This is a genomic window from Salinicoccus sesuvii (assembly GCF_042648145.1).
GTDB lineage: Bacteria > Bacillota > Bacilli > Staphylococcales > Salinicoccaceae > Salinicoccus > Salinicoccus sesuvii.
In genome coordinates this window covers 216847-241449 of sequence record NZ_JBHRWV010000008.1, presented here as the reverse complement: position 1 = coordinate 241449, position 24603 = coordinate 216847, and the positions used below count along the sequence as shown (strand labels likewise).

The following is a 24603-nucleotide window of genomic DNA, read 5'->3' as shown; positions in this document are numbered from 1 at the left end:
ATTAGCCGGTCGTTCGGATTTTTCCTTGCTTCAAATCTTTGGTATGCATCAGGTAGTGACAAAGTCTCCACCATTTACGTGGAGTACTTGACCAGTCATATAGCTTGAGTCATTACTTGCTAGTAAAACATAGCTTGGTGCGAGTTCGCTCGGCTGTCCGCGACGTCCCATTGGAGTGCTTTCACCGTGTTTTTCCACTTTCTCGGCACTGAATGTTGCCGGAATAAGCGGTGTGTAGATAGGGCCTGGTGCCACACCATTGACGCGTATTCCTTTTTCCGCCAAGTTACCTGATAGTGAGCGTGTAAATGATGTGATTGCACCGTTTGTTGCCGAATAGTCGATGAGCTCAGGTGAGCCTCTGTATGCCGTGACGCTCGTGGTATTGATGATGGCATCTCCTTTGTGTAGATGCGGCACTGCTGCTTGTGACATGAATATGATACCGTAGATATTTGTTTCAAAAGTTTCACGAATTTTTTCTTCTGTAATATCTAGGAATTCGTCGGTAGGATACTGTACGCCGGCATGATTGACAAGCACATTCAGTTTACCGAAATTTTCGATGGTAAAGTCGACAAGCTTATTGCACTCTGCCTTTTGCTTTACATCAAATGCGTATATTTCACATTTAGCGCCGTATGACTCTGCAATTTCTTTTGTTTTTTTCGCATCATCGTGTTCATCAAGATAACCGATGACGATATCGGCACCTTCTTTTGCGTAGGCTATCGCAACCGCTCGACCGATGCCTGAATCTCCACCTGTAATGATGGCAACTTTATCCTTTAGTTTTTCGCTTCCTTTGTAATTCTCATCTTCAAAAATCGGTTTTGGGTCCATGTCTTTTTCAATACCTGGCTGGCGATCTTGTGTATACCCTTCAACCGCTTCATCCACCTGTTTGTACTTGTTTTCTTCGGTCATTATTCTCGCGCCTCCTAATAGAATGATGTAATAGGCATATACCCCACACCCGGATTATTAACACTTATTTGTATTCAGTCATTATCTCTGTCTGTATTTGTGATAATATTTCATTATTGATGAAAGGATGTTGCATTATGAAGGTCGATGATTATAAGCTTCTAGTCACGTTGGATGAAACCCGTACATTAAGACGTGCTGCCGAAAAACTCTTCATCTCACAGCCTGCTGTCAGTCAGCGTCTCAAATCGATTGAAGATGAGTGGGGAGTAAAAATTTTTATTCGAACAAAGAAGGAATTGTACGTAACAGGTGAAGGGGAAAAGATCATTGATCATGCCAGAAGCGTGGTTGAACGTGAAGCGCTAGTCAAGGAGTATATCCGAATCAATCAGAATTCCATCCAGGGGAACTTATCGATAGGTGTGTCTTCACTGATCGGTCATACCATCCTTCCGGAAATACTGGCACAGTATCTAAAACTCTATCCAAACGTGAATATTAAAATAAAGGTCGGGTCTTCTCAGCAGATTATCGGGGAGCAGAACGATTTTCATATTTCTATCGTACGTGGCAACCAGATACTGAACAAGCAGAACGAGTTGCTGTTTGTAGATCGCCATTATCTTGTAACGCCAAAAAATAGCGACGACAGATCCAGCTTGCCAATCATTGAGTTTCAAGCGGATCCTATGTACATCAGTGAAATTGAGCATTTTTTTGAACATCGATTCAGTCGTAATTACGATGCGCAGATCAAGGTTGACCAGATCGCAACCTGTCGCGCACTGCTACTTGAAGGGATTGGCATGACCGTTCTTCCAGAGATTGTTGTAGAAGGTTTCGACACGAAAAAATTCAATGTTGACGAGGTGAAGGTAGATGGGCGCCCAATTACCCGCAATACTTATATTGCATTCGACAGGAGCGTACTTGAACTTCCGCAAGTGGAAGCATTTCTGAAGCTCGTAAGGACGTTCGTCAATGCAAACTGAGTACCGAAGACTATATATAGAAAGAACAGGTTGGTAAAATGCGCGAACTTTTCAGGATACAGAATTATCGATTATTTCTGATTAACATGATGCTACTTGGAATGGCTGTTTCCTTAACAGCTCCTTTTCTGGTTATCTTCATGACGGAGCGCCATGGCATGTCGACTTCAGCTTATGGCGTATTTATGGCTATTACCGCAGTAGGCGGTTTCCTGATGAATACGATGGTTGGTAGGAAGAGTGACCATCTTGCTTTTGATCGCAAGTATCTGATTATCGGTGCTCTGGTGATGATGGTTATTGCTTTTAGCAGCTATCTTGTCATCGGCAACGTATGGCTTCTGGCTTTGTCCTACATTATTTTTGCGGCACTTGGTGCACCTGCCATGCCCCAACTATACGCATCAGCGCGCGAATCGATTAATGCCTATAGATCCAACATGGCAGTAATGGCAAATACAGTACTCAGGTCCATGTTCTCCTTCGGTTTTCTTTTTGGTCCTTTGATTGGCTCTGTACTGCTCGGTATTTACGGATTCAATGGACTTTTTACCGGTACCGTACTCATGTTTATTCTAGTACTTTGTCTGTCAATTCTAATTAAGCCCGCAAAGAAGCGAGTAGCGCCACAAAGTGCTGCAACAATAAGGGATTATGAAGGGAATAGACCGCCTAATATTCTCAAAACACCTGCACTGCTGTTGCCATTTGTAGCATTTACCATGCTGCATGTGGGACAATGGATGTATCTTCTGAATATGCCTTTGTATGTAACGCAGTACTTAGAAGCAGGAGAACGGGGTGTCGGCATCCTTTCAAGCCTTTGTGCAGGCCTTGAGGTACCGCTTATGATACTGATGGGTTACATTGCAGGTAAGGTCAGTTCGAGAACACTTCTGATCGTCGGTGCTTTCCTTGGGAGCCTGTTTTTCTTTTCAATCGGTATATTTAATGACTTTACAGCAATGATTATCGGTCAGTTTCCTCTGGCCATCTTCCTAGCTGTGCTTCTCGGGCTCGGCATTAGCTATTTCCAGGACCTGCTTCCCGATTTCCCAGGCTATGCCTCAACGCTATTTGCCAATGGGATGATTATCGGTCAGCTGCTAGGCAACCTACTTGGTGGCTTTGCCAGCGATATTGTAGGCTTGGAGTACTCATTCTTTATTGCAGGCGCGTTCGTATTCACAGCATTTGTTTTATTTTTCTTCACACAAAGTGAAGTTAAGAAAGGAGAAGTTTAATGGAGATTATCTGGTGGCTCGTCGTTGTCGCTTCATTCATCATCGGATTTGCAGGTCTGGTTTTTCCTGTTGTACCTTCGGTACTCATGTTCTGGATCGGCTTTCTTGTATATCATTTTCTGATCAACAGTGAGACCTTATCTTGGATGTTCTGGCTCGTCGTATTTGTATTGACAGTCTTGGTCCTATTCAGCGACTTTATCGCAAACAGCTATTTCGTCAAAAAATATGGGGGGACAAAGCGCGGTGAATATGCCGCCATTGTCGGTGTAGTCGTCGGTATGTTCCTCTATCCACCGTTTGGAATTATATTCGTGCCTTTTGTGCTGGTATTAGTTGTGGAACTTATCAATTCCAGAGACTTAAACCAAGCGTTCAAGGCATCTGTAGGTTCATTGCTTGCGTTTGTTTCAAGTGCAGTATTCAACGCAGTCGTCTATGTACTCATGGTAATATGGTTCCTGCTCGATGCGCTTGTCTTCTAGCATATTAAAAGGGCCCCTCATTGAGGGGCCTTTTTTGTCCTATACGTTTTCGATTTCCTTTTCCTTACTCTTGTTGTCTGTGCCCTCATCGTCGAGGTTTTTGCGTACATCGGTCATATTGTACTTTGGCTGGTGCTTGCCTTGTTGTATATCGAGCGCATAATGACAGGCAACGCTGTGCTTATCTTTGTAGATTTCATCCTTTTCTTCTAAAACAGGTACTTCTTCTCGGCACTTATCCGTGGCGAATGGACATCTTGTATGGAAACGACATCCTGTTGGCGGATCGATTGGAGAAGGAACGTCTCCACGCAGGAATATCCGTTCCGACTTCTTTTTCGGATTAGCGATGGGAATTGCAGAGAGCAGTGCTTTCGTATAAGGGTGCTGTGGGTTCTCGAAAATACTCTTCGTGTCGCCCATTTCGACTATTTTGCCAAGATACATTACTATGATACGGTCCGATATGTGACGGACGACACCAAGATCGTGAGCAATGAAAAGATACGTAAGTCCCATCTCACGCTGTAGACGCTTGAGCAGATTCAGTACTTGTGCCTGGATAGATACATCAAGGGCACTCACTGCCTCATCACAGATGATGAGTTTCGGATTCACCGACAATGCACGCGCAATACCGACACGCTGTCTCTGACCACCTGAAAACTCGTGAGGGAAACGATCTACCTGGTGCTTCTGAAGTCCAACTGTCTCCATAAGTTCAATGATGCGCGCGTTACGCTCCTTTTTAGGAACCACATTTTGAATTTCCATTGCCTCGTTAAGTGTTTGGCGAACGGTCTTACGTGGATTAAGTGAGGCATAGGGATCTTGGAATATGATCTGCATCTCACTGCGCATTTTTCGCATCTCTTTTGCACTCATACCGAGAACATCTCTGCCCTCGAACTCGACTCCTCCGGCTGTCGGTTCATCAAGTCGGAGTATGGCTCGACCAGTTGTCGATTTCCCACACCCGGACTCACCGACAACAGAAACAGTCTCTCCTTTGCGGATAGAAAACGAAATATCATCAACTGCTTTGACATGGTTAACAGTACGTCCGAGGAATCCACCTTTAATCGGGAAATACTGTTTTAGATTCTCAACTTTAAGTAGTAGGTTCTCTGTCATAGACTGCTACCTCCTTCTCTCCATCCCATTCCTCAGTATAGATCCAGCATCTAACATCGTTGCCGTCTTCTTGAGTCTCAAGTTCAGGAAGCTTGCTGCATATATCGGATGCATGCGGACATCTTGGTGCAAACCGGCAGCCTGTCGGCATTTCGTCCGGTGCAGGCACATTCCCCTTGATCGGAATTAGCTCATCTTGATCAACATCATGGCGTGGAAGTGAATTAAGAAGACCGACCGTATAGGGGTGTCTTGGATTTTCAAATAATGTTTCGACATCCGCATATTCGACTACTTTACCGCAGTACATTACGGCAACATAATCGCATGTTTCTGCCACTACACCGAGGTCATGTGTGATCATAATAACGCTCATACCAATATCGCTCTGAAGTTCTTTGATAAGTTCAAGTATTTGTGCCTGGATGGTGACATCAAGTGCAGTTGTCGGTTCATCGGCAATCAAGAGTTCCGGTCTACATGCGAGTGCCATGGCGATCATCACACGTTGACGCATACCTCCTGATAATTCATAAGGGTATTGGTCGATACGCTTGGCAGGGGAGGGGATACCAACGAGTTCAAGCATTTCAATTGCTCTTTTTGTGCCTTCCTTTTTACCAAGACCTTGGTGTATCTTATAAGATTCCCTCATCTGTTGGCCGATGGTATAGACCGGATTAAGTGAAGTCATCGGCTCTTGGAAAATCATGGATATTTCATTTCCTCGAATGTCTCGCATACGGGATGTCTTCGCTGTTGTGAGTTCTTCTCCCTTGAAGTTGATGCTACCACCGACAATTTTACCGGGATTTTCTATGAGCTGCAGGATGGACAGCGCAGTGATACTCTTGCCGGAGCCTGATTCTCCGACGATACCGAGTGTCTTTCCTTCAGGCACTTGGAATGTTACACCATCGACTGCCCGCACTTCATTTCCTTCCAGAAAGAAGGAAGTTCTCAGGTCTTTTATATCAAGAATATTCTTTGACACATATGTCACTCCCAGCTTAGTTTAGGTCTACGCGTTTATTGAGGAACCTGTAGGATATATCAACGATGAGATTGACTACAACGAAAGATATTGAAACAACAAGTACAGCGCCCTGGACGATCGGGAAGTCTCTTTGTAGGATGGCATCGATAATGAGACGACCAAGGCCATTGATTGCAAAGACGCTTTCGGTAAGGACCGATCCGGCGAGGAAATAACCGAACTGTAAGCCGATTACCGTCACTACAGGAATCATGGCATTTTTCAGTGCATGTCTGAATATAACCACGCGCTCTTTTACGCCTTTTGCTCTCGCGGTTCTAATGTAGTCTTGCGATATAACATCTAACATACTGCTCCTTGTCATGCGTGCGATGATTGCGGCTCCCGCCGTACCCAGTGCAATGACAGGAAGGACGAGCTGATCGGGATCTCCCCAGCCTGTCGGTGAAAACCACCCAAGATTGATTGAAAACCACTGGATGAGCATCAGTCCAAGCCAGAAGTTCGGCATGGAAAGACCAAACAGTGCAACGATCATGATAGCAACGTCAGAAATAGTGTATTGACGTACGGCTGAAACGATGCCGGCCAGAAGTCCAAGAACGATCGCAAAAATCATTGAATATATTGTCAGTTCTAGTGTGATTAGGAATCTTGGCTGTATATGGCTGAATACCGGGATGTTATCCCTGATAGATGTGCCAAAATCCAACTGCAGGGCATTCCCTAGGAAATTTAAGTATTGGACATGCAGTGGGTCGTTCAGTCCAAGACGCTGTTCGATCGCTTCGACAGTTGCCTGAGGCGCACTTTCACCGGCCATGATTACCGCCGGATTACCCGGAGTCAGATGCATCAAGCTGAATACCAGTATGGTCACCCCAAGCAGTACAGGAATCAGCTGTAGTAGTCTGCGAATGATAAATGTAGTCATATGATGCCTCCTATTTTCTCATTTTCGGATCGAGTGCATCTCTCAATCCGTCTCCGAATAAATTAAATGCAAGTACCACGATGACGATCATCATGCCAGGGAAAAGTGTGATATGTCCTGCCTGATACATATAGTTTCTCCCGTCATTCAGCATAGCACCCCATTCAGGTGTCGGCGGCTGTACTCCAAGTCCGAGGAATGAAAGTCCAGCAGCAGTAAGTATCGCTGTTGCGATGAAGAGTGTAGTGTTGACGATAATTGGTGACATGATGTTCGGGAGTATGTGTTGGAAGATGATTTTCCCATCACGTGCACCGAGTGCCCGAATGGCATCGACATATTCCAGTTTTTTAGTTGTCAATGTCGACCCTCTGACAATGCGGGCAAATTGTGGAATAGCGCCGATTGCGATGGCAATTGTTACATTGATTGTACTGCCTCCAAGAACACTTACGATCGCAAGCGCAAGCAAAATTCCTGGGAAGGCTAGCAGGACGTCCATGATTCTCATGACGATAGTGTCAAACCATCCGCCGTAGTAACCGGCAAGAATACCAAGTGGTACCCCAACAAGGCCTGCTAAGAACGTAGCTGCAAATCCTACTCCCAATGTTATGTACATACCATGTAATATTCTTATGAAAATATCTCTACCCAGGTGATCCGTGCCGAACCAGTGGGCGGCTGATGGGCTTTCCAGTTTTTCTGAAAGACTTGTAGCATTTGAACTTATACCTGTTAAACCGTAGTTGGCATCAAGTGCGCCAAATATGGATACCACGAAGAAGAATAAAAGTACATAAAAACCAACAAGTGCGGATTTATTTTTTTTGAGGCGCCTAAACGTATCTTTTAGGCTTTTAATCCGGGGGTTTACCGGTCTGGTATCACGAATTCTTTCTTTAGAAGCAACTGCCATGCTCTGACCTCCTGAAATCTTAATGGAATTTTGAGAAAATTCTTTTATTGGTTATTCATAATGATACATATCTCGATCCAATATATCAATGTTTATAAGGACATAGAAATTGTCTACCTTCTTTGTTTAGGAGAGGTTTACACGATCACCTTCCAGAAAAAAGTGGGAGACTGATGTTTCCAGATAAATCAAATTATTTCGGTTCGAGGCATTGCACTATTGAAATTGTTAATATAACATGAAATCATGAATAATGCATAGTTATTTAGTAGGAAAATAAAAAGGAGTGTATCGATGAAAAAGGTAACCATCGTATTTTCGTTTTTTTGCTTTTTAGTACTCGCAGGGTGCACGGATGATGGCGATGTTGGATCAGAAACTGAATCACAGAGTCAGAGCGGTGGGGATTTTATACTTTCTACGAACAGTGATCTTGTATCTCTAGATCCCCATGGTAGTAGTGACTTACCTTCAGATAAAGTGCGCAACACGATTTATGAAGGGCTGGTCACCCAGAATGCAGAACTGGAAATTGAACCGTTGCTAGCAGAGGAGTGGGAGCAGGTGGATGATGAAACTTGGTTATTTACCTTGAGAGAAGATGTTTCTTTCCACGACGGTAGTCCATTTAATGCGGAAGTCGTCAAAGCCAACTTTGACAGGATAGTGGACCCGGGTATTGCTTCTCCTCGCGTGAACCTGTTTGAAATGATAGAGTCTGTTGAGATTTTAGATGAGTATCAAGTCGAGATTACAACTGAATATCCATTTGCTCCCCTCCTTAACCATCTTACAAATGATGGTGGCGGTATGATAAGTAAGCGGGTCATCGATGAAGATTACAGTAATGCACTTGAGGAAGCGGATATTGATATTACAGTCGAGGATTTCTATAGTCTAAGGGAGACAGATATAGAAAGATATAACGAAATCAGTGATGATATTTCTGAATACCTACATACAATAGTGGAACAAAAACCAATCGGTACGGGTTATCTTCAGCTAGAAACACGTAACCCCGGGGAGTCGACGACTCTATCTAGATTCGATGACTACTGGGGGACACCAGCGAAACTAGATACAGTTACGTACAAAGTTGTAGCAGAATCAGGCTCCCAGCTCGCTGAACTTGAAACAGGTACTTCACATATGATTAGCGGGTTCGATTCAAGTAGCATTGAGAGAATAGAAGATAATCCAGAAACACATATGTTTACTTTCCATTCTATCTCCATGGAATATGTCGGTTTCAACACGAGTAAGGAACCTCTAGATGATAAAAGAGTGAGGCAGGCCATTACTCACATATTCGACAAAGAAGAGGTTCTTGAAGGTATTTACAACGGAACAGGTAGAGCACTTAATGGGCCACTGCAACCTGAAGTGCTGGGGTATGATGACACTATCGAAGTATTGGAATACGATGTAGATCGTGCCAAAGCGCTCATGGAGGAAGCAGGTTATGAAGATGGCTTCGAGGTTTCCATTATTACGAATGATGCACCAGAGAGGATTGACGTAGCAATATATCTTCAAGAAGCGCTCGCAACTTTAAATATAGAGGCGACAGTAGAGCAAATCGAATGGGGAGCATACCTTGAGAGAGCTAGCACAGGTGATCACGACATATTCCTGCTAGGATTACCAAATACCACAGGAGACCCGGACCAGGGGCTATGGCCGCTGTACCATTCTTCAATGATCGGCAGTCAGGGCAATCGCTTCTTCTTTGAAAATGACGAACTAGATGGGCTGCTTGAAGCTGGCAGACAGGAGAGCGATATAGAGGCACGCGAACAGATTTATCAAGAAGCGCAAAGAATGCTGATAGAAGAAGCGCCATCGATATTCATGAGGCAGGCTGAGAGTACAAATGCTTATCGTGATGAAGTTGAAGGACTCACAATCGACCGCTACAATAAGCCGGACTTTAGAAATGTTACGTTGCGAAATTAGGAAGCTTTGGATGTGGGAGCAGTCAATATGCCCTTAATTGTATATTGACTGTTTCTTTCCCCCTTTATATTTCTGAATATTCCTTATTGAAAGAATACTCTTGCTGTTATAAGATTGTAGTATCCCAAGTATACATAGGAACTGGATGATGGGAGAAGATGACCATAGGGGGAATAATAGATGAAGAATTACTTGAAATTCCTGCTGATCAGTATTTTCGTACTGGTATTAGCAGCGTGTACTGATGATAGTAGTGTCGAGCCGGACTCAGATGCTGAGGGTGAAGAAACGTCTGGTGGCGGCGGGGATATGGTCCTTGCTTTCCCGAGTGACGCAGTGTCCATGGATCCACATGGCAGTAATGACGTGCCGTCTGAACAGGTGAGGGATACGATGTACGAAGGGCTTGTTGTACAAGATGAGAACCTCGAAGTGGCACCACTGCTTGCGACGGAGTGGGAACAGACTGATGACACCACATGGCTATTCACCTTGAGGGAAGGCGTCACTTTCCATGATGGTAGTGAGTTCAATGCTGACGTGGTCAAGAAGAATCTGGATCGTCTCTTGGAACCCGCAGCTGCTTCTGAGCGTGCTTTTGTGCTAGAGATGATTGAGGAAGTGAACGTAGTCGATGACTATCAAGTCGAAATCGTCACGGAATATCCATTCGCACCACTTATCAACCACCTGACTCATGGCGCAGGGAAAATGATGAGCGGTGATCTTATTGACGAGGACTATCAGAACGCAATCGATGAGGCTGGGCTCGACATGACTGCTGACGAGTACTACGAAGCACGCGAAGCAGGTGACAGCGAATACGAGGATGCTGCTGATTCAATCAGCCAGTATATCGGTAGTGTTGTAGAACAGAATCCGACTGGTTCTGGATACCTGCAGTTCGAGAATAGAAATCCAGGTGAAAGTACAGAGCTTGTTGCTTTCGAAGATTACTGGGATGGTGCGCCGACAATCGATTCTGCGACCTTCAAAGTAGTTTCTGAAACAGGCTCTAGAATTGCTGAGCTAGAAACAGGTTCATCTGATTTTATTGCCCAAGTAGAATCCAATAATATTGAGCGTATGGAAAACAATGACGATGTCACACTGGAACGTACAGACTCTGTATCCATCGACTATATCGGTTTCAATACTCAAAAGGAACCGTTCGATGATCCCCAGGTGAGAACTGCGATTACGCATGCATTTGACAAGGAAGCTGTATTGTCTGGTGTCTACAATGATTCTGGTACGCCAGCAGCAGGTCCACTCGCACCCGGTATTTTAGGAAGCAGTGATAGTCTTGAAGGTCCTGAATACGACATGGACCAAGCGCGTGAATTGTTGGCTGAAGCAGGTTATGAAGATGGATTCGATGTCAATCTTATGGTAAACGAAGATAACCCTGAGCGTAGGGATATGGCTATCTGGCTGCAGGAATCCTTGGCAGAGCTCAATATCAATGTAAATATTCAACAGGTCGAGTGGGGCGCATACCTCGAGATGACAGGGAACGGCGAACACGATATGTTCATTCTTGGGTGGTCGAATACTACCGGTGACCCTGACAATGGTATCTCTCCGCTGTTCCACTCAGACATGGTAGGAGCAGAAGGTAACCGCTCCTTCTTTGAAAATGATGAGCTGGATGCACTGCTTGATGAAGGGAAACGAGAGTCCGATGATTCGGTTAGGGAAGAAATCTATCAAGAAGCACAACAACTTCTCGTTGATGAAGCGCCTGCCATCTTCGTCAGACACTCTGAAAACCTTAATGCATACAGTAACAATGTAGAGAATATCGGAATCGATCGATACAATATCTATGATCTTAGAAATGTAAACATCAACGAATAATAGTGTAGTACAAAATAATCAAAGAGTACCGCAGACACTGTAAGTGTCTGCGGTACTCTTTTTTAATGAATACATCTTCTCTACCATTGTTTAAATTTTCATCATCAACTTTAGGTGGTATAATCTACAACAGAATAGAAAAAGGGTGATCGAATGAAACGTCTAACTGTCATCGCAATGGTAGTGCTACTCGCCGGATGCGGGTCGGACGAAAGCCAGGCGGCGAAAGATCTTGAAGCAATCAGTCAAGAGAATAGATCTCTAGAGAATAGAATTCAGAATGTTAAAGAAGAAAACAAGCAGTTGGAAGAGAATATAGATGCTAAGGAGGCTGAGCTCGAATCATTGAGAGAAGAAGAGTCGGGACCAGCACAGGAAAATGAAGAAGAGCAGGAAGAGGATGAAAGTCAGGAAGACTCGTCTGCTGGGTAAAGATTAAATACGCCTCAAAAGGGAATACATGAAGTAAACATTTGAGAGCGAGGAGATTTAATGCACGAGGATAAGTTCAATATCATCGAAGGTAAAAAAATGACACTTGAAGCATTGGGTTACGAAATAGAAGAAATTACTGGAATGGCAGTGGAGCATTTCGAAGGAGACACATCCCGCTTCGTAGCCAAGAAGCCAAATCTGGATCAGGAGTTCGAGACATTCAACGCGAGGTATGACTTCAAGAAATCACATGACTTTGTAGATGTGGTATTTACTACCGAAAAGAAAGAGGACTTAGAAGACTACGATTTCAGCGATAAAGAAGTTGAGGTCCAGCTCCTTACTTATAAGAGAATGGATGCACCGATGGATAATGAAAGCGATAAGGTGGAAGAGCGGTAGAAATACGTGCATTCCTGTCTCTTTCAATTTCATCTGATGTTTACGGATTAAGAACATTAACAATTGAGAGAGTGGTTGAAAATGAGCATGAAATACATCAAAACCAAGCGTTTAATACTACGTGATTGGCAACAGAGCGACATCGCTCATTTCATAAGGATGAACCAAGACCCAGACGTGCGGCGCTACTTCCCAAACCATCTGTCTAGGGAAGCTTCTCGGCAGTTTGTGATTGATGCACAAAAAGATATCGAAGACAGAGGGTTTGGACTTTTTGCTGTAGAGAGAAGAGACACAGGAGAGTTCATCGGTTTTACAGGTATACAAGTACTGGAAGAGGATGGCCCTTTCAGGCTGGATTTCCTACCTTGCATCGAGATTGGCTGGCGGTTGATGAAAAAGCATTGGAACCAGGGTTTTGCTACAGAGGCAGCAGTAGGTGTGCTTAAGTTTGTAGAACGGCATACCGACATCAAAGAAGTATATGCCCTTGCAGCTAAGAAGAATTTTCCATCTATCCATGTCATGGAGAAAATAGGCATGTCTCATTTGGAAACATTCAATCATCCCCTGATTGCTGACGGCCATTCGCTAAAACCACACATTGTCTATAAGCTCGAAATAAAAAAACGGCGTCCCTAGGGACGCCGTTTTTTGTGTCTTATTATTTAAATCCGGTAGGCTCGAATGCTTCCAAACTTCTTAGGATATCACTGGGATCACTACTGATGAAAAGTTGCGACATATGTTCCTCTTCAAGGAATCCTTCAGTAATTAGTTTCTTAAAAAGTTGTGAGAGTGAATCGAAGAAATGGTCGACATCGAGCAGACCGATGGGTTTTTCTATTAGACCAATCTGGCCCCAAGTGAAAGCTTCGAAGAATTCTTCCAGGGTGCCAACCCCGCCAGGCAATGTAATAATCACGTCGCCCAATGCTACCATTCTTGCCTTTCTTTCATGCATCGTTTCTACGATCTCCATATGCTGAACATCGGGATGGGCCATTTCCTTATCAACCAAGAACCTTGGTATAACACCGGTTACACTGCCTCCATTCGAGAGCGCGCCATCAGCTACAGTCCCCATAAGCCCGACAGCACCACCTCCAAACACAACGCCTATGTTTTTTTCGGCAAGTAATGCACCAAGTGCGTAGGCCTGATCTTGGTAGACAGGGTCATCGCCATTTCGGGAACCGCAGAAAATGGTAGCATTTCGAATCTTCACTCTTGTAATACCTCCCTCTGTTAAAGGCTGTTATAGTGAATTGATTAATTATACTGCTTTTGCTTATGCTTTTCGATTTTCTTTTCCAGTTTTTTCTGTCTTTTAGACTTCGTTATTGCGCTAGACTCACCCGTCTTGCGCCCCTTTTCAGTCATTTTTGTTTCGTGTAGATCACGATGTCTGTTAAAAAGAGAGTCTTCCTTTTCTGTTTTCTTCTTTGCCGTCACTGCATGTTTCGGATCCAATCTATTCTTATGCTTCGTGAATAGTTTTCCGTTCTCATAACTATCCGTCTCATGCCCTTTTACTTTATTGTCAATCCAGTAGTTCATGTTTTGATCCATATGGTCAAATCTCTCCTGTTCGTTATTATTGTTTGTTTGCTCCGGTTCAACAGCATCGATTTCCAGACGTGCTTCGTCTTCTTCTGTCAAACTCGCACGATTACTTGACTGGTCGGTTTTATACTCTGTGGCAAAACCGTGATTGTCAGGATTCGATTTCATCTCGGCCTTTGTTTCAGGTGACTTAACTTCGCTTGCTTTATATGCATCATCTATTGTCATTGCATGTGACTTATCTTCATTATCATTCTTCCCAGCATCTGACTGCATGATTTTAGGTACAGGTATTGCAGACTGATCCTGCTCTTTTAAACGCTGTTTTCTATGCTTTTCCTTTTCTTTCTCAAACTGCTTAAGTAATGCTTCTTCTTGTTGGAGGTTTTTTTGATACTGCTTATGCTCTTTCTTGTAAGCATGCTGTGTACGTCTATCGGCGACAGCATCTCCTACTTTAGAGACGGCATTTCTACCCGTTTGGTATGTGGATGTACTTGCACTTTTTACCGTTTGCGCAGCACTGGTACTTTTATCTTTTGCTGAATGGTAAATGGTGTTCGATGTTTTACTGAGTTTTTGTACATCAGGGTGCTTCTTGATGCGGTTTCTTTCGTTGAAAAGGGGAACGAGTACTACAGGTAGCAGCGTTACGGCCTTTTTCACTTTATCATTCATTCATTTAACCTCCGGCATCTTCGTTATAGGATGATTATAATATACCCTCACTACACTTTCACTAAACTGTAGGTAAATTCGTTTGAATACCCGGTGATAAAGGTATGATTGAAGTAATAATGAGGAGGAATGTAGGGTGAAGACAATTACAGGACAGATGACACTTAGTAATATCGTAACAGAAATTCCGAAATCCGGGGACATTTTCAGGAAACAGAGGATAGATTTTGCCAACGATGGTAATAGAACCCTCGATGAAGTTGCGCAGGTTCATCAGCTATCACTGGATAATCTACTCTATGAAATTAACGGTATGGGAACTGAAAACCAAGACGGCATCGATATTAAATATATGGATGAACAGAGCATAATAAGTTACATCCAAAGGAAATATCATGAAGACCTAAAAGATGAATTGCCAATTCTAGAATCCTATACTGAGAAAATGGTCAAAGAGGATGGTGAACTCGAAATGGTCGAGGATATATTCCTTAATCTTAAGACTGCACTGCTGGATCATACCCGTGATGAGGACGAAAATATCTTCCCGATGCTCGGTTCCTTTTTGGAGGATCCGTCCGAGAATAAAAAAGAAGCACTCAAACCCCACATCACAGAACTTGAAGACGAGCACCGGAACGCCGCAGAAGCTTTCTGGAGACTGCGCGATATGACCAACGACTATACACCTTCGGACGAGGCTTCCGGTACAATCAGGCTCGTGTATAGAAGACTGGAGAAACTAGAGAAGGATACTTTGGATCACGTTCATCTCGAAAACAATATTTTATTTAAAAGGATGCGGGAGAGGCACTACAACTGAGAATCCCGAATAAAACGGCGGGGCTGGCTCCATAAATGGAGCCAGCCCCGCCGTTTTAAAAGAATTAATCCGCATTTTGGTCTTTCGGGAACGTAACAGTGATTTTTGTGCCTTCACCTTCTCTGCTCTCTATTTCTATTTCACCGTGATGCGATTCTATCAGGTGCTTCACTATGGCGAGCCCGAGGCCTGTTCCGCCGGAATGACGCGCCCTCGCTTTATCAACGCGATAGAACCTCTCGAAAATTCTTGGTAGACTTTCCTCCGGTATGCCGATGCCGTCGTCTTTTACAACCAAGCGGACTGTATTGATGTTTTCCTTAAGGGAAATATCAACGTGACCTCCTTCAGCCGTGTAATTGACGGCATTGCCAAGTAGATTGAGAATGATTTGTCTAATACGATCCTGATCTCCTTGAAGATAAATTTTCTTGGATACTTCAGGTAGGGTCAAATGTGTCTTCTTATTTTCTACTGCGTTCCGTAGCGTCTTGGCCACTTCATGGACGAGACCAGTCATATCGACGACTTCAAGATCAAGTGGCATCTCTTTTTTCTCAATCTTCGAAAGGTGCAGCAAATCGCTAATCAACCTGTTAAGCCTCTGGCTTTCATCGTATATTATTTGCAAGAACTGCTTCTTTGTTGCTTCATCTGTCACTTCACCACTGAGCAGTGTTTCAGAAAAGCCACTGACAGAAGTTACGGGTGTTTTCAATTCGTGCGATACATTGGCCACAAAATCGCTACGCATCTTCTCAAGCCTCTTAATATTCGTAATATCGTGCAGGACCACAATGACACCTTTCTGTTGCCAACCTTGTCCATAGTAGGGGGCTAGATGGGCATCCATCACGCGCTCTTCAGGGAAATACGAATGGACTTCTTCATGTACCTTAAGACCATTTTCCAGAACTGATTTTATGTGTGGGCTGAGTGCAAAGCGTTCACCGGCCTTTTCATAGGCCTGTCCGACGATATTGTCTTTGTGCTGCGAAAGGAATCGTTCCATTGCGGAGTTTAATAAGACGACCCTGCCCTCCTCGTTAATCAGCATAACACCACTGACCATATTCGAGATGATACTGGTTAACTGCTGCTCATTCTCCTCGATTTCCTTCATCTGCTTTTGTAGACTTGCAGCTAGTGAATTGATGGAGAGAGAAAGATCGCCGAACTCTCCTTTGGAAGGAGCATTTACCCTGCTGCTGTAATCCTTCTCCCGCAAACGGTACGTCGCATCCATAATATTATCGATGGGTCTCATGATGCTTCTTGCAAGCATTGCGCTTGCTACTCCGGAGATGAGGAACATTATTCCAAGCACAATCGACAGGCTGACCCAAAGTCTGGACAGAGCCTCATCAACCACACTAAGTGACAATGAGGTTCTGATGGCACCCACTGTCTCGTTTTGTTCGATGATCGGCAGTGCAACGTACATCATATTGATTTGCTCGGTTGTACTGTAACGTACGGATTCGCCCAGTGCACTGCCATTGCGGATGACCGCTTGGATTTCGGGCCTATTGATATGGTTATTCATCGTTGAGGGGTCGTTTTCTGAGTCTGCAAGTACGACACCTTCTTCGTCTACAACTGTATACCGCATTTCAATCGGCTGGTTGAATTGCTGGATTAGTCCTTGTAGTGCTTCTGGGTCGTTAAAGTTGTTGGAGGTCGCGATCAATTGCGAAACCATCTGGCCATTTTCGACCAGATGATCGCGGGTCATCTCCGTATAGGCGTCTTTGATGATCGCAGTCAAGAAAAACCATAGTACGATGACGAGTGTCAGGATCAGGATGAAAAAGGAGAGGGCTATCCTGGACCACAGCCGTTTCATTCAGCGGGGACCTCAAGTTTGTAGCCGAATCCGCGTATGGTTCTAATATACGTCGGTCGCTTTGTGTCTGCTTCAATCTTCTCACGGAGGTGACTGATATGTACATCGACGATTCTTGTATCTCCGTCATAGTGGAAATCCCATACCCCATTCAGTAATTGGTCCCGACTGAGTACCTTATTCTTATGATTGGCAAGGTACAGAAGAAGCTCATATTCCTTTGGTGTAAGCACAAGCTGTTTACCTCTTGCATAGACATCGTAAGTATCTGTGCGAATCTCAAGCTCGCCAAGGTGCATGACGGTAGAGTCTTCCACTCCATCCGGTTTCGTTACCTGTGTCCTTCTCAGTATCGCCTTGACACGTGCGACAACTTCTCTTGGACTAAAAGGTTTTGTCATATAATCATCTGCACCGAGTTCGAGGCCAAGAATCTTATCGAATTCTTCGTCTTTAGCCGTCAACATCAGTATCGGTGTATCCATCTTCTCCTGCCTCAGCTTTTTACAGACATCCATGCCATCCATGCCGGGTAGCATTAAGTCCAAGACAATCAGGTCTGGCTTTTCGGTCAGAGCAATATCCAGCCCCTGTCGTCCATCCGCCGCTGTCATCACTTCGTAACCTGCATTTTCAAGGTTGAATTTTATAAGTGTCACAATAGAGGGTTCGTCATCAACAACGAGGATTTTATACAAAATAATAACTCCCTTTCATTTATCACTCAGTCAATCGAGTATATGTTAGCCGTTACATTTTACCATACACAAACGGAAAATTTATAAACTTTACATACTTGTCACAAACTTTCGGAAGTATGTGATAAAAGTAGGAATTTCCCTAATATCTTTCCATCGGTGTCAGGCAGATAATGGATGTATCTCAAAGATACAGCAGATAATCTGATAGGAGTGGCACAGATGGAAAAATTGTTCGGCCTGAAATTTTTCAAATCGACAGAAAAATTCAACGGCAACTGGTCAATAATGGAAGAGAAAAGCAGGGAATGGGAGAAGATGTACCGACAGCGTTGGAGCCATGATAAGGTTGTCAGAACAACTCATGGTGTTAACTGCACAGGTTCCTGCTCATGGAAAGTATTTGTCAAAAACGGCATCATCACCTGGGAGAACCAGCAAACCGACTACCCATCCTGCGGCCCGGACATGCCTGAATATGAACCAAGGGGGTGCCCGCGCGGTGCTTCGTTTTCATGGTATGAATACAGTCCGATGCGTATCAAATTTCCATATATGCGAGGAAAATTGTGGCGTCTGTGGCGTGCGGCCTTGGAAGAAGAGGGTGATCCGATTAAAGCATGGGCAAGCATTGTCGAGGACGAAGAGAAGGCCGCCTCATATAAAAAAGCCCGTGGCATGGGTGGCCATGTACGTGTGACATGGAAAGATGCCACCCAACTGATTGCCGCTCAGCTTATCTATACAATTAAAAAATATGGCCCGGATCGCATTGCAGGCTTTACCCCGATTCCTGCCATGAGCATGATTAGCTATGCAGCAGGGTCAAGATTTATCTCTCTGCTCGGTGGCGAGATGCTCAGCTTCTACGACTGGTATGCCGATCTCCCCAACGCTTCGCCGCAAATATGGGGGGAGCAGACGGATGTACCGGAATCGGCAGACTGGTATAATGCCAACTATTTGATGATGTGGGGCTCGAATGTGCCATTGACACGAACACCAGATGCGCATTTCATGACAGAAGTCAGGTACAAAGGGACAAAGATTGTTTCGGTCGCTCCGGATTATGCCGAGAATGTGAAATTTGCTGATAACTGGCTGGCACCGAATCCGGGAACAGATGCTGCGCTGGCGCAGGGAATGACTCATGTCATCTTAGATGAATTCTATCATCAGAGGCAGGAACCGATGTTTATCGATTATGCGAAGCGGTTCACGGATATGCCATTTCTCATTATGCTGGATACATTTGACGATACGCTAAAAGCTGGTCGTTTCCTAAGAGAGAGCGATATTGGACTAGAGTCCGAGCATGCTGAATGGAAACCCGTCATTTTGGATGCTAATACTGACGAGATTCTCGCGCCAAACGGTACCATGGGACAACGCTGGGAAGAGGGGAAGAAGTGGAACCTGACACTGGAACGAGAGGATGGGTCCGCAATCGATCCTGCCCTGACCGTCGAGGGAGAGGCGTCGGAAATTGTTGAAATTGCATTTCCTTACTTTGACAATGCCGGCAACAGTATATTCAGACGACCAATCGCTGCCAGAAAAGTAAGGCTTGCCGATGGTACGGAAAAATTTGTCGCCACTATCCACGACCTTATGCTGAGCCAGTACGGCGTCAACCGCTACGGCACTGAAAATGAAGCCTCTGGCTACGATGATGTATCCTGCATCTATACACCGGCGTGGCAAGAGACAATTACAGGTGTCAAACAGTCGCTGGTTGTCCAAATCGCCCGCGAATTTGCGCAGAATGCAGTAGATACAAATGGACGCTCCATGATCATCATGGGCGCTGGGATCAACCACTGGTTTAATTCCGACACTATATATAGAGCCATACTCAACCTTGTTATGTTGTGTGGCTGTCAAGGCAAGAATGGTGGTGGCTGGGCACATTATGTGGGTCAAGAGAAAGTACGGCCATACGAAGGTTGGGGTCACGTGGCATTCGCCAAAGACTGGCAAGCACCACCGCGTCAGCAGAACGCAACAAGCTGGTTCTACTTTGCCACAGAGCAATGGCGGTATGAAGAGGCAGGGGCGGATACACTGCAATCACCGACGGCAGAAAAGATTGATTACAAACACCCTGCCGATTATAACGTACTTGCTGCACGTCTGGGGTGGCTACCGAGTTATCCACAGTTCAACAAGAGCAGTCTCGATTTTGCCAAGGAAGCCGCAGCAAAGGGCGACGATTCCGATGCCGCCATCGTTGATCTCGCAGTTAAACAGCTAAAAGACAAAGAGACGAAGTTTGCGATTGAAGATCCAGGTGCCAAAGAAAATCATCCGAAGACACTCTTTGTCTGGCGCTCCAATCTGATTTCTTCCTCCGCCAAAGGCCAAGAGTATTTTATGAAGCATTTACTCGGTGCGAAAAGTGGTCTTCTGGCATCACCAAACGACACATTTGTACCGGAAGAAATCGAATGGCGTGAAGATGTCGAAGGCAAACTTGATCTGATGGTCGCGATAGATTTCAGGATGACGGCAACCCCAATTTATGCGGATATCATTCTGCCAACAGCAACATGGTATGAAAAGCACGATATCTCAAGTACTGATATGCACCCATTCATCCATCCATTCAATCCGGCGGTCAATCCGCTGTGGGAGTCGAAATCGGACTGGAATATATTTAAAGATCTAGCGAAGCGGTTCAGTGGCATGGCAGAAATGCACTTGCCTGGTACACACAAGGACCTTGTGGCTTCTCCATTGGCACACGATACAAAGCAGGAAATCTCCCAGCCGCTCGGTCAGGTGAAGGACTGGTCTAAAGGAGAAATTGAGGCAGTTCCGGGACGCACCATGCCGGCAATGAAAGTGGTCGAGCGCGACTTTACTGCGATCTTCGACAAGTTCATCACAGCCGGCCCACTGTTTAAAAATAAAATCGGTGCCCATGGGGTTGCATTCAATGTATCGAAGCAGTACGAAGAACTGAAATCGATGCTTGGCGTATACACTGACGACACCGTAAAAAATGGTTTGCCTGTCATGGGCACAGCGAGAAATGTAGCAGATGTCATTCTTCATGTTGCCTCCTGCTCAAATGGTGAAGTCTCAAAGAAGTCCTACGAGAATCTGGAAGAGCAGACAGGAATGCAACTTCAGGACATATCAGCAGACCGTACACATGAGAAGATTACTTTTAAAAACATTACATCGCAACCAAGGGAAGTCATTCCGACCGCCGTATTCCAGGGCTACAATCAACCTGGTAAAAGGTATAGTCCATTCACGATAAATATAGAGAAGCAAGTGCCGTTCAGAACGCTCACAGGACGCCAGTCATTCTATATCGATCACGATATGTTCCTCCAGTACGGTGAAGCATTGCCGGTGTATAAGCCGACTTTACCGCCGATGGTATTCGGTACGCGTGATAAGAAGATAAAAGGTGGCGTCGATAGTCTGGTGCTCAGGTATCTGACACCGCACGGCAAATGGAATATTCACTCCACATACCAGGACAATCTGCATATGCTGACGCTCTTTAGAGGGGGTCCGACGGTATGGTTGTCGAAACTTGATGCAAAAGCGCATGATATCAACGACAATGACTGGCTTGAAGTATACAACCGTAACGGTGTCGTCAATGCACGCGCGGTTGTTTCTCATAGGATGCCTAAAGGCACGATGTTCATGTACCACGCACAGGACAAACACATCGAAATGCCGGGTTCCGAGATTACGGATACTCGCGGAGGCAGCCACAATGCCCCAACAAGAATCCATCTCAAACCGACACAGATGGTGGGGGGCTACGGACAGTTGAGCTACGGTTTCAACTACTACGGCCCAATCGGTAACCAGCGGGATGTCTATGTCGCAGTAAGAAAAATGAAGGAGGTCGACTGGCTTGAAGATTAAAGCGCAAATCGCAATGGTAATGAATCTCGATAAATGCATCGGTTGCCACACGTGCAGTGTGACATGTAAGAGTACATGGACCAATAGGCCCGGTGCAGAATACATGTGGTTCAACAATGTGGAAACAAAACCTGGTATCGGATATCCGAAAAGGTGGGAAGATCAGGAGCACTACAAGGGCGGCTGGAAACTTAAAAATGGTCGCCTGGAACTAAAGAGTGGTACGAAGCTTTCTAAAATTGCGCTCGGTAAGATTTTCTATAACCCGGATATGCCGGAAATGAAGCAGTACTATGAGCCGTGGACATATAACTACCACGATCTGATCACTAAAAAGGAAAGTGAGCACAGTCCTGTGGCAAAGGCCCATTCCGTCATCAGCGGTAAGAAAATGGATCTTGAATGGGGACCAAACTGGGAGGACGACCTTGCGGGTGGACACATTACAGGCCCGAAGGATCCGAACATTGAAAAAATCGAGGAAGAGATTAAATTTAACTTCGAGCAGACTTTCATGATGTACCTCCCAAGACTTTGTGAGCACTGCTTGAATCCGAGTTGTGTCGCAAGCTGTCCATCCGGAGCGATGTACAAGCGGGATGAGGATGGGATTGTATTGGTCGATCAGGAAGCATGCCGCGGCTGGCGCTACTGCATGACTGGCTGTCCTTATAAGAAGGTGTACTTCAACTGGAAAACGAATAAAGCTGAAAAATGTACATTCTGTTTCCCGCGCGTTGAAGCAGGTCTACCGACGGTCTGTTCTGAGACATGTACTGGCAGAATGCGCTACCTTGGTGTATTGCTCTATGATGCAGATCGTGTGCTTGAAGCGGCTTCTACCGAAAATGAGCAGGATCTCTATGAAGCCCAGCTTGACTTATTCCTAGATCCAAATGATCCAGAAGTGATTGAACAGGCGGAACGTGATGGAATCTCAGCTGACTGGCTTGAAGCCGCGCAGAGTTCGCCAGTATACGATCTTGCTGTGAAGTATAAACTAGCCTTCCCGTTGCACCCAGAATACCGCACCATGCCGATGGTCTGGTACTGTCCACCACTCAGCCCGATCATGAACTACTTTGAAGGTCGCGATTCGATCAAGAATCCGGACGCCATCTTCCCGGCAATCGAGGAAATGCGCATCCCACTGCAGTACCTTGCCAATATGCTGACTGCAGGAGATGTGACGCCTGTAAAGGGCGCGCTTCAAAAAATGGCGATGATGAGACAGTACATGCGTGCCATATCAAGCGGCAAGGATTTCGACGAGTCAAGGCTTGACCGTATCGGTATGTCTGCCATTGAAACGAAAAAGATGTATCGTCTGCTTGCCATTGCCAAATACGAAGACCGTTTCGTCATTCCGACTTCACATAGGGAACAGTATACGGATCCTTATCGTGCACAGGGCAGCAGCGGGTTTGGCTTTGGGGGATCGGATTGTGATGGATGCGGCCCGTCTCTATCACAGGCTTCGATGGTGAAGTCCGGGAAAGAAGTCTATGAAGAGAATTTCTACGGAGGAATCTGGCGTGATTAATCTTGATAAACTATATAACTATAAGCAGTCATTCGGATTTTTTGCCAATCAGCTCACTTATCCAGAAAAGTTGGATTTCCATCCGAGGGCATTCGAGGGCGTGTTCCATGAGGGACATCCGGCCAAAGTGTTCATCGAACAGTACTGGGAGGATATGCACGAAATCAGCCTGGATGAAATTCAGCAGGTGTATACACAGACTTTCGACTTTGATAAACATACTAATCTATATATGACCTATTTTAAGTTCGAAGACCAAAAAGAGCGTGGACAGATGCTTGCCAAGCTCAAAGTCCTGTATGAAATGTTTGGTCTGGAGATGCCGGACAATGAATTGAGTGATTATCTGCCACTGATGCTCGAGTTCCTTTATGCTGCCGACTGGCGCGGGGATGACCGGGCAAAGGAGAGTATGACGCTCCTCATCATGGTTCTTGAAGACGGGACCTACCATGTCATCGAAGCACTTGAGAAAAACAAAAGCCCTTATTTCAATCTGATAAAAGGACTGAGGGAGACATTCAAAGCATGTGTAGAGGCCCCGGAGAAAGAAGGGGTGCAGAATGATTGATCAGTTTTTATGGGTCATTTTCCCATATCTCTGCGTGGCAGTATTCGTCATCGGCCACGTGTGGCGCTACAGAATCGATCAGTTTGGATGGACGGCAAAATCTAGTGAGTTCATCGAGAAGAAACAGCTGATGATCGGCAGTATCCTTTTTCACTTTTCGGTCATCCCGGTCTTCTTCGGTCACATTGTGGGGTTATTCATTCCAGCACACTGGCTCTCGGCAATTGGAGTCACCGAACATCTCTACCATATCGGTGCAGTATATATTGGTGGTATTTTCGGTGTCGTCATGCTCATCGGCATGATTATGCTGACTTTTAGACGCATCACCAAACAGACAGTCCGCCGTTTGAGTTCTGCTTCCGACATCACTGTTAATTTCTTGCTGCTCTTCATTACATTTATGGGTGTCTACGCGACACTGGTTACCAATGCAGTGGTGACGGATTTTGATTATCGGACCTCTATTTCTGTGTGGCTGAGAAGCCTCTTCGTTTTCTCGCCGGACGCAAATTTGATGACAGATGTACCATTGAGTTTTAAAATACATGTAATAACTGGATTTCTGATCTTTGCCTTATGGCCTGCAACACGGCTTGTACATGCGTGGAGTCTGCCGTTCAATTACATTGGCAGAAGCTATATCATCTATCGTAAGAATAAGTAGCAGAGGGGATCTCCTGGAAGCGGGGGTAT

Annotated in this window: 22 protein-coding genes; 13 read left to right on the top strand and 9 right to left on the bottom strand. The window is 45.1% G+C overall.

The genetic code is table 11. The annotated features are described in order from the left end of the window. Positions 1-48: 48 nt before the first annotated feature. Positions 49-927, bottom strand: coding sequence for an SDR family oxidoreductase (locus ACFOJ8_RS10170; protein ID WP_380656769.1), 879 nt, complete (start codon positions 925-927; stop codon positions 49-51). A gap of 137 nt (positions 928-1064) precedes the next feature. Between ACFOJ8_RS10170 and ACFOJ8_RS10165 the strand changes: the two genes are divergently transcribed. The 3 genes from ACFOJ8_RS10165 to ACFOJ8_RS10155 are packed head-to-tail and all read left to right on the top strand — an operon-like array spanning position 1065 to position 3651. Beyond that, entirely contained in the window at positions 1065-1922 is an 858-nt protein-coding gene (locus ACFOJ8_RS10165) for a LysR family transcriptional regulator (protein WP_380656767.1), read from the top strand. A gap of 38 nt (positions 1923-1960) precedes the next feature. Continuing rightward, positions 1961-3166, top strand: a complete 1206-nt coding sequence (locus tag ACFOJ8_RS10160; RefSeq protein ID WP_380656764.1) for a sugar efflux transporter — start codon at positions 1961-1963, stop codon at positions 3164-3166. Beyond that, on the top strand, positions 3166-3651 hold the full coding sequence (locus ACFOJ8_RS10155) for a DUF456 domain-containing protein (protein WP_380656761.1): 486 nt from the start codon (positions 3166-3168) through the stop codon (positions 3649-3651). The genes ACFOJ8_RS10160 and ACFOJ8_RS10155 overlap by 1 nt, the downstream gene beginning before the upstream one ends. 39 nt (positions 3652-3690) lie before the next feature. On the opposite strand, the gene ACFOJ8_RS10150 is transcribed toward ACFOJ8_RS10155, so the two are convergent. Genes ACFOJ8_RS10150 through ACFOJ8_RS10135 form a run of 4 tightly spaced genes read right to left on the bottom strand, consistent with a single transcriptional unit; the run spans position 3691 to position 7635 of the window. Continuing rightward, complete coding sequence (locus ACFOJ8_RS10150) at positions 3691-4785, bottom strand: ABC transporter ATP-binding protein (protein WP_380656759.1); 1095 nt, start codon at positions 4783-4785, stop codon at positions 3691-3693. After that, positions 4763-5779, bottom strand: a complete 1017-nt coding sequence (locus ACFOJ8_RS10145; protein ID WP_380656756.1) for an ABC transporter ATP-binding protein — start codon at positions 5777-5779, stop codon at positions 4763-4765. The genes ACFOJ8_RS10150 and ACFOJ8_RS10145 overlap by 23 nt, the downstream gene beginning before the upstream one ends. 16 nt (positions 5780-5795) lie before the next feature. Then, positions 5796-6716 (bottom strand): ABC transporter permease, encoded by a 921-nt coding sequence (locus tag ACFOJ8_RS10140; protein WP_380656753.1) that lies wholly within the window; start codon positions 6714-6716, stop codon positions 5796-5798. Between the two features lie 10 nt (positions 6717-6726). After that, positions 6727-7635 carry an ABC transporter permease gene (locus ACFOJ8_RS10135; protein WP_380656750.1) on the bottom strand — a complete coding sequence of 303 codons (909 nt, stop codon included), beginning with the start codon at positions 7633-7635 and terminating at the stop codon, positions 6727-6729. Between the two features lie 294 nt (positions 7636-7929). On the opposite strand from ACFOJ8_RS10135, the gene ACFOJ8_RS10130 reads away from it, so the two are divergent. The 5 genes from ACFOJ8_RS10130 to ACFOJ8_RS10110 all read left to right on the top strand — a co-directional run bounded on the left by ACFOJ8_RS10130 (position 7930) and on the right by ACFOJ8_RS10110 (position 12930). Then, positions 7930-9591 carry a glutathione ABC transporter substrate-binding protein gene (locus ACFOJ8_RS10130; RefSeq protein WP_380656747.1) on the top strand — a complete coding sequence of 554 codons (1662 nt, stop codon included), beginning with the start codon at positions 7930-7932 and terminating at the stop codon, positions 9589-9591. A 180-nt stretch (positions 9592-9771) separates the two neighbouring features. Further along, the gene (locus tag ACFOJ8_RS10125) at positions 9772-11451 is read left to right on the top strand and encodes a glutathione ABC transporter substrate-binding protein (RefSeq protein ID WP_380656744.1); all 1680 of its coding nucleotides are present in this window, start codon (positions 9772-9774) and stop codon (positions 11449-11451) included. 153 nt (positions 11452-11604) lie between these two features. Beyond that, complete coding sequence (locus tag ACFOJ8_RS10120) at positions 11605-11883, top strand: hypothetical protein (protein WP_380656741.1); 279 nt, start codon at positions 11605-11607, stop codon at positions 11881-11883. A 60-nt stretch (positions 11884-11943) separates the two neighbouring features. After that, entirely contained in the window at positions 11944-12288 is a 345-nt protein-coding gene (locus ACFOJ8_RS10115; protein ID WP_380656738.1) for a hypothetical protein, read from the top strand. A gap of 87 nt (positions 12289-12375) precedes the next feature. Further along, complete coding sequence (locus ACFOJ8_RS10110) at positions 12376-12930, top strand: GNAT family N-acetyltransferase (protein WP_380656735.1); 555 nt, start codon at positions 12376-12378, stop codon at positions 12928-12930. 22 nt (positions 12931-12952) lie between these two features. Here the strand turns inward: ACFOJ8_RS10110 and ACFOJ8_RS10105 are convergent, their stop codons facing one another. Beyond that, positions 12953-13516 carry an LOG family protein gene (locus tag ACFOJ8_RS10105; protein WP_380656732.1) on the bottom strand — a complete coding sequence of 188 codons (564 nt, stop codon included), beginning with the start codon at positions 13514-13516 and terminating at the stop codon, positions 12953-12955. A gap of 44 nt (positions 13517-13560) precedes the next feature. Continuing rightward, complete coding sequence (locus ACFOJ8_RS10100; RefSeq protein ID WP_380656729.1) at positions 13561-14532, bottom strand: hypothetical protein; 972 nt, start codon at positions 14530-14532, stop codon at positions 13561-13563. Between the two features lie 136 nt (positions 14533-14668). Here ACFOJ8_RS10100 and ACFOJ8_RS10095 point away from each other — a divergent pair, with 136 nt between their 5' ends. Continuing rightward, on the top strand, positions 14669-15355 hold the full coding sequence (locus ACFOJ8_RS10095) for a DUF542 domain-containing protein (RefSeq protein ID WP_380656726.1): 687 nt from the start codon (positions 14669-14671) through the stop codon (positions 15353-15355). Between the two features lie 64 nt (positions 15356-15419). Here the strand turns inward: ACFOJ8_RS10095 and pnpS are convergent, their stop codons facing one another. After that, positions 15420-17201, bottom strand: coding sequence for a two-component system histidine kinase PnpS (gene pnpS / locus ACFOJ8_RS10090; protein ID WP_380656725.1), 1782 nt, complete (start codon positions 17199-17201; stop codon positions 15420-15422). Continuing rightward, positions 17198-17902, bottom strand: a complete 705-nt coding sequence (locus ACFOJ8_RS10085) for a response regulator transcription factor (protein ID WP_380657135.1) — start codon at positions 17900-17902, stop codon at positions 17198-17200. The genes pnpS and ACFOJ8_RS10085 overlap by 4 nt, the downstream gene beginning before the upstream one ends. A gap of 219 nt (positions 17903-18121) precedes the next feature. On the opposite strand from ACFOJ8_RS10085, the gene ACFOJ8_RS10080 reads away from it, so the two are divergent. Genes ACFOJ8_RS10080 through narI form a run of 4 tightly spaced genes read left to right on the top strand, consistent with a single transcriptional unit; the run spans position 18122 to position 24574 of the window. Next, positions 18122-21793: a nitrate reductase subunit alpha gene (locus tag ACFOJ8_RS10080; protein ID WP_380656723.1), complete on the top strand. Its 3672-nt coding sequence runs from the start codon at positions 18122-18124 to the stop codon at positions 21791-21793. After that, positions 21783-23336, top strand: coding sequence for a nitrate reductase subunit beta (gene narH / locus ACFOJ8_RS10075; RefSeq protein WP_380656720.1), 1554 nt, complete (start codon positions 21783-21785; stop codon positions 23334-23336). Before ACFOJ8_RS10080 ends, narH begins: the two co-directional genes overlap by 11 nt. Then, positions 23329-23907, top strand: a complete 579-nt coding sequence (gene narJ / locus ACFOJ8_RS10070) for a nitrate reductase molybdenum cofactor assembly chaperone (RefSeq protein WP_380656717.1) — start codon at positions 23329-23331, stop codon at positions 23905-23907. Before narH ends, narJ begins: the two co-directional genes overlap by 8 nt. After that, positions 23900-24574, top strand: a complete 675-nt coding sequence (gene narI / locus ACFOJ8_RS10065; protein ID WP_380656714.1) for a respiratory nitrate reductase subunit gamma — start codon at positions 23900-23902, stop codon at positions 24572-24574. The genes narJ and narI overlap by 8 nt, the downstream gene beginning before the upstream one ends. Positions 24575-24603 lie beyond the last annotated feature (29 nt).

Bases quoted from the DNA above. Each gene is read 5' to 3' on its own strand.
- ACFOJ8_RS10110 (WP_380656735.1), top strand. From the start codon at position 12,376: ATGAAATACATCAAAACCAAGCGTTTAATACTACGTGATTGGCAACAG.
- ACFOJ8_RS10160 (WP_380656764.1), top strand. From the start codon at position 1,961: ATGCGCGAACTTTTCAGGATACAGAATTATCGATTATTTCTGATTAAC.
- ACFOJ8_RS10080 (WP_380656723.1), top strand. From the start codon at position 18,122: ATGGAAAAATTGTTCGGCCTGAAATTTTTCAAATCGACAGAAAAATTC.
- ACFOJ8_RS10170 (WP_380656769.1), bottom strand. From the start codon at position 927: ATGACCGAAGAAAACAAGTACAAACAGGTGGATGAAGCGGTTGAAGGG.
- narI (WP_380656714.1), top strand. From the start codon at position 23,900: ATGATTGATCAGTTTTTATGGGTCATTTTCCCATATCTCTGCGTGGCA.
- ACFOJ8_RS10155 (WP_380656761.1), top strand. From the start codon at position 3,166: ATGGAGATTATCTGGTGGCTCGTCGTTGTCGCTTCATTCATCATCGGA.
- ACFOJ8_RS10125 (WP_380656744.1), top strand. From the start codon at position 9,772: ATGAAGAATTACTTGAAATTCCTGCTGATCAGTATTTTCGTACTGGTA.
- ACFOJ8_RS10115 (WP_380656738.1), top strand. From the start codon at position 11,944: ATGCACGAGGATAAGTTCAATATCATCGAAGGTAAAAAAATGACACTT.
- ACFOJ8_RS10135 (WP_380656750.1), bottom strand. From the start codon at position 7,635: ATGGCAGTTGCTTCTAAAGAAAGAATTCGTGATACCAGACCGGTAAAC.
- ACFOJ8_RS10165 (WP_380656767.1), top strand. From the start codon at position 1,065: ATGAAGGTCGATGATTATAAGCTTCTAGTCACGTTGGATGAAACCCGT.
- ACFOJ8_RS10130 (WP_380656747.1), top strand. From the start codon at position 7,930: ATGAAAAAGGTAACCATCGTATTTTCGTTTTTTTGCTTTTTAGTACTC.
- ACFOJ8_RS10150 (WP_380656759.1), bottom strand. From the start codon at position 4,785: ATGACAGAGAACCTACTACTTAAAGTTGAGAATCTAAAACAGTATTTC.
- ACFOJ8_RS10140 (WP_380656753.1), bottom strand. From the start codon at position 6,716: ATGACTACATTTATCATTCGCAGACTACTACAGCTGATTCCTGTACTG.
- ACFOJ8_RS10100 (WP_380656729.1), bottom strand. From the start codon at position 14,532: ATGAATGATAAAGTGAAAAAGGCCGTAACGCTGCTACCTGTAGTACTC.
- pnpS (WP_380656725.1), bottom strand. From the start codon at position 17,201: ATGAAACGGCTGTGGTCCAGGATAGCCCTCTCCTTTTTCATCCTGATC.
- ACFOJ8_RS10120 (WP_380656741.1), top strand. From the start codon at position 11,605: ATGAAACGTCTAACTGTCATCGCAATGGTAGTGCTACTCGCCGGATGC.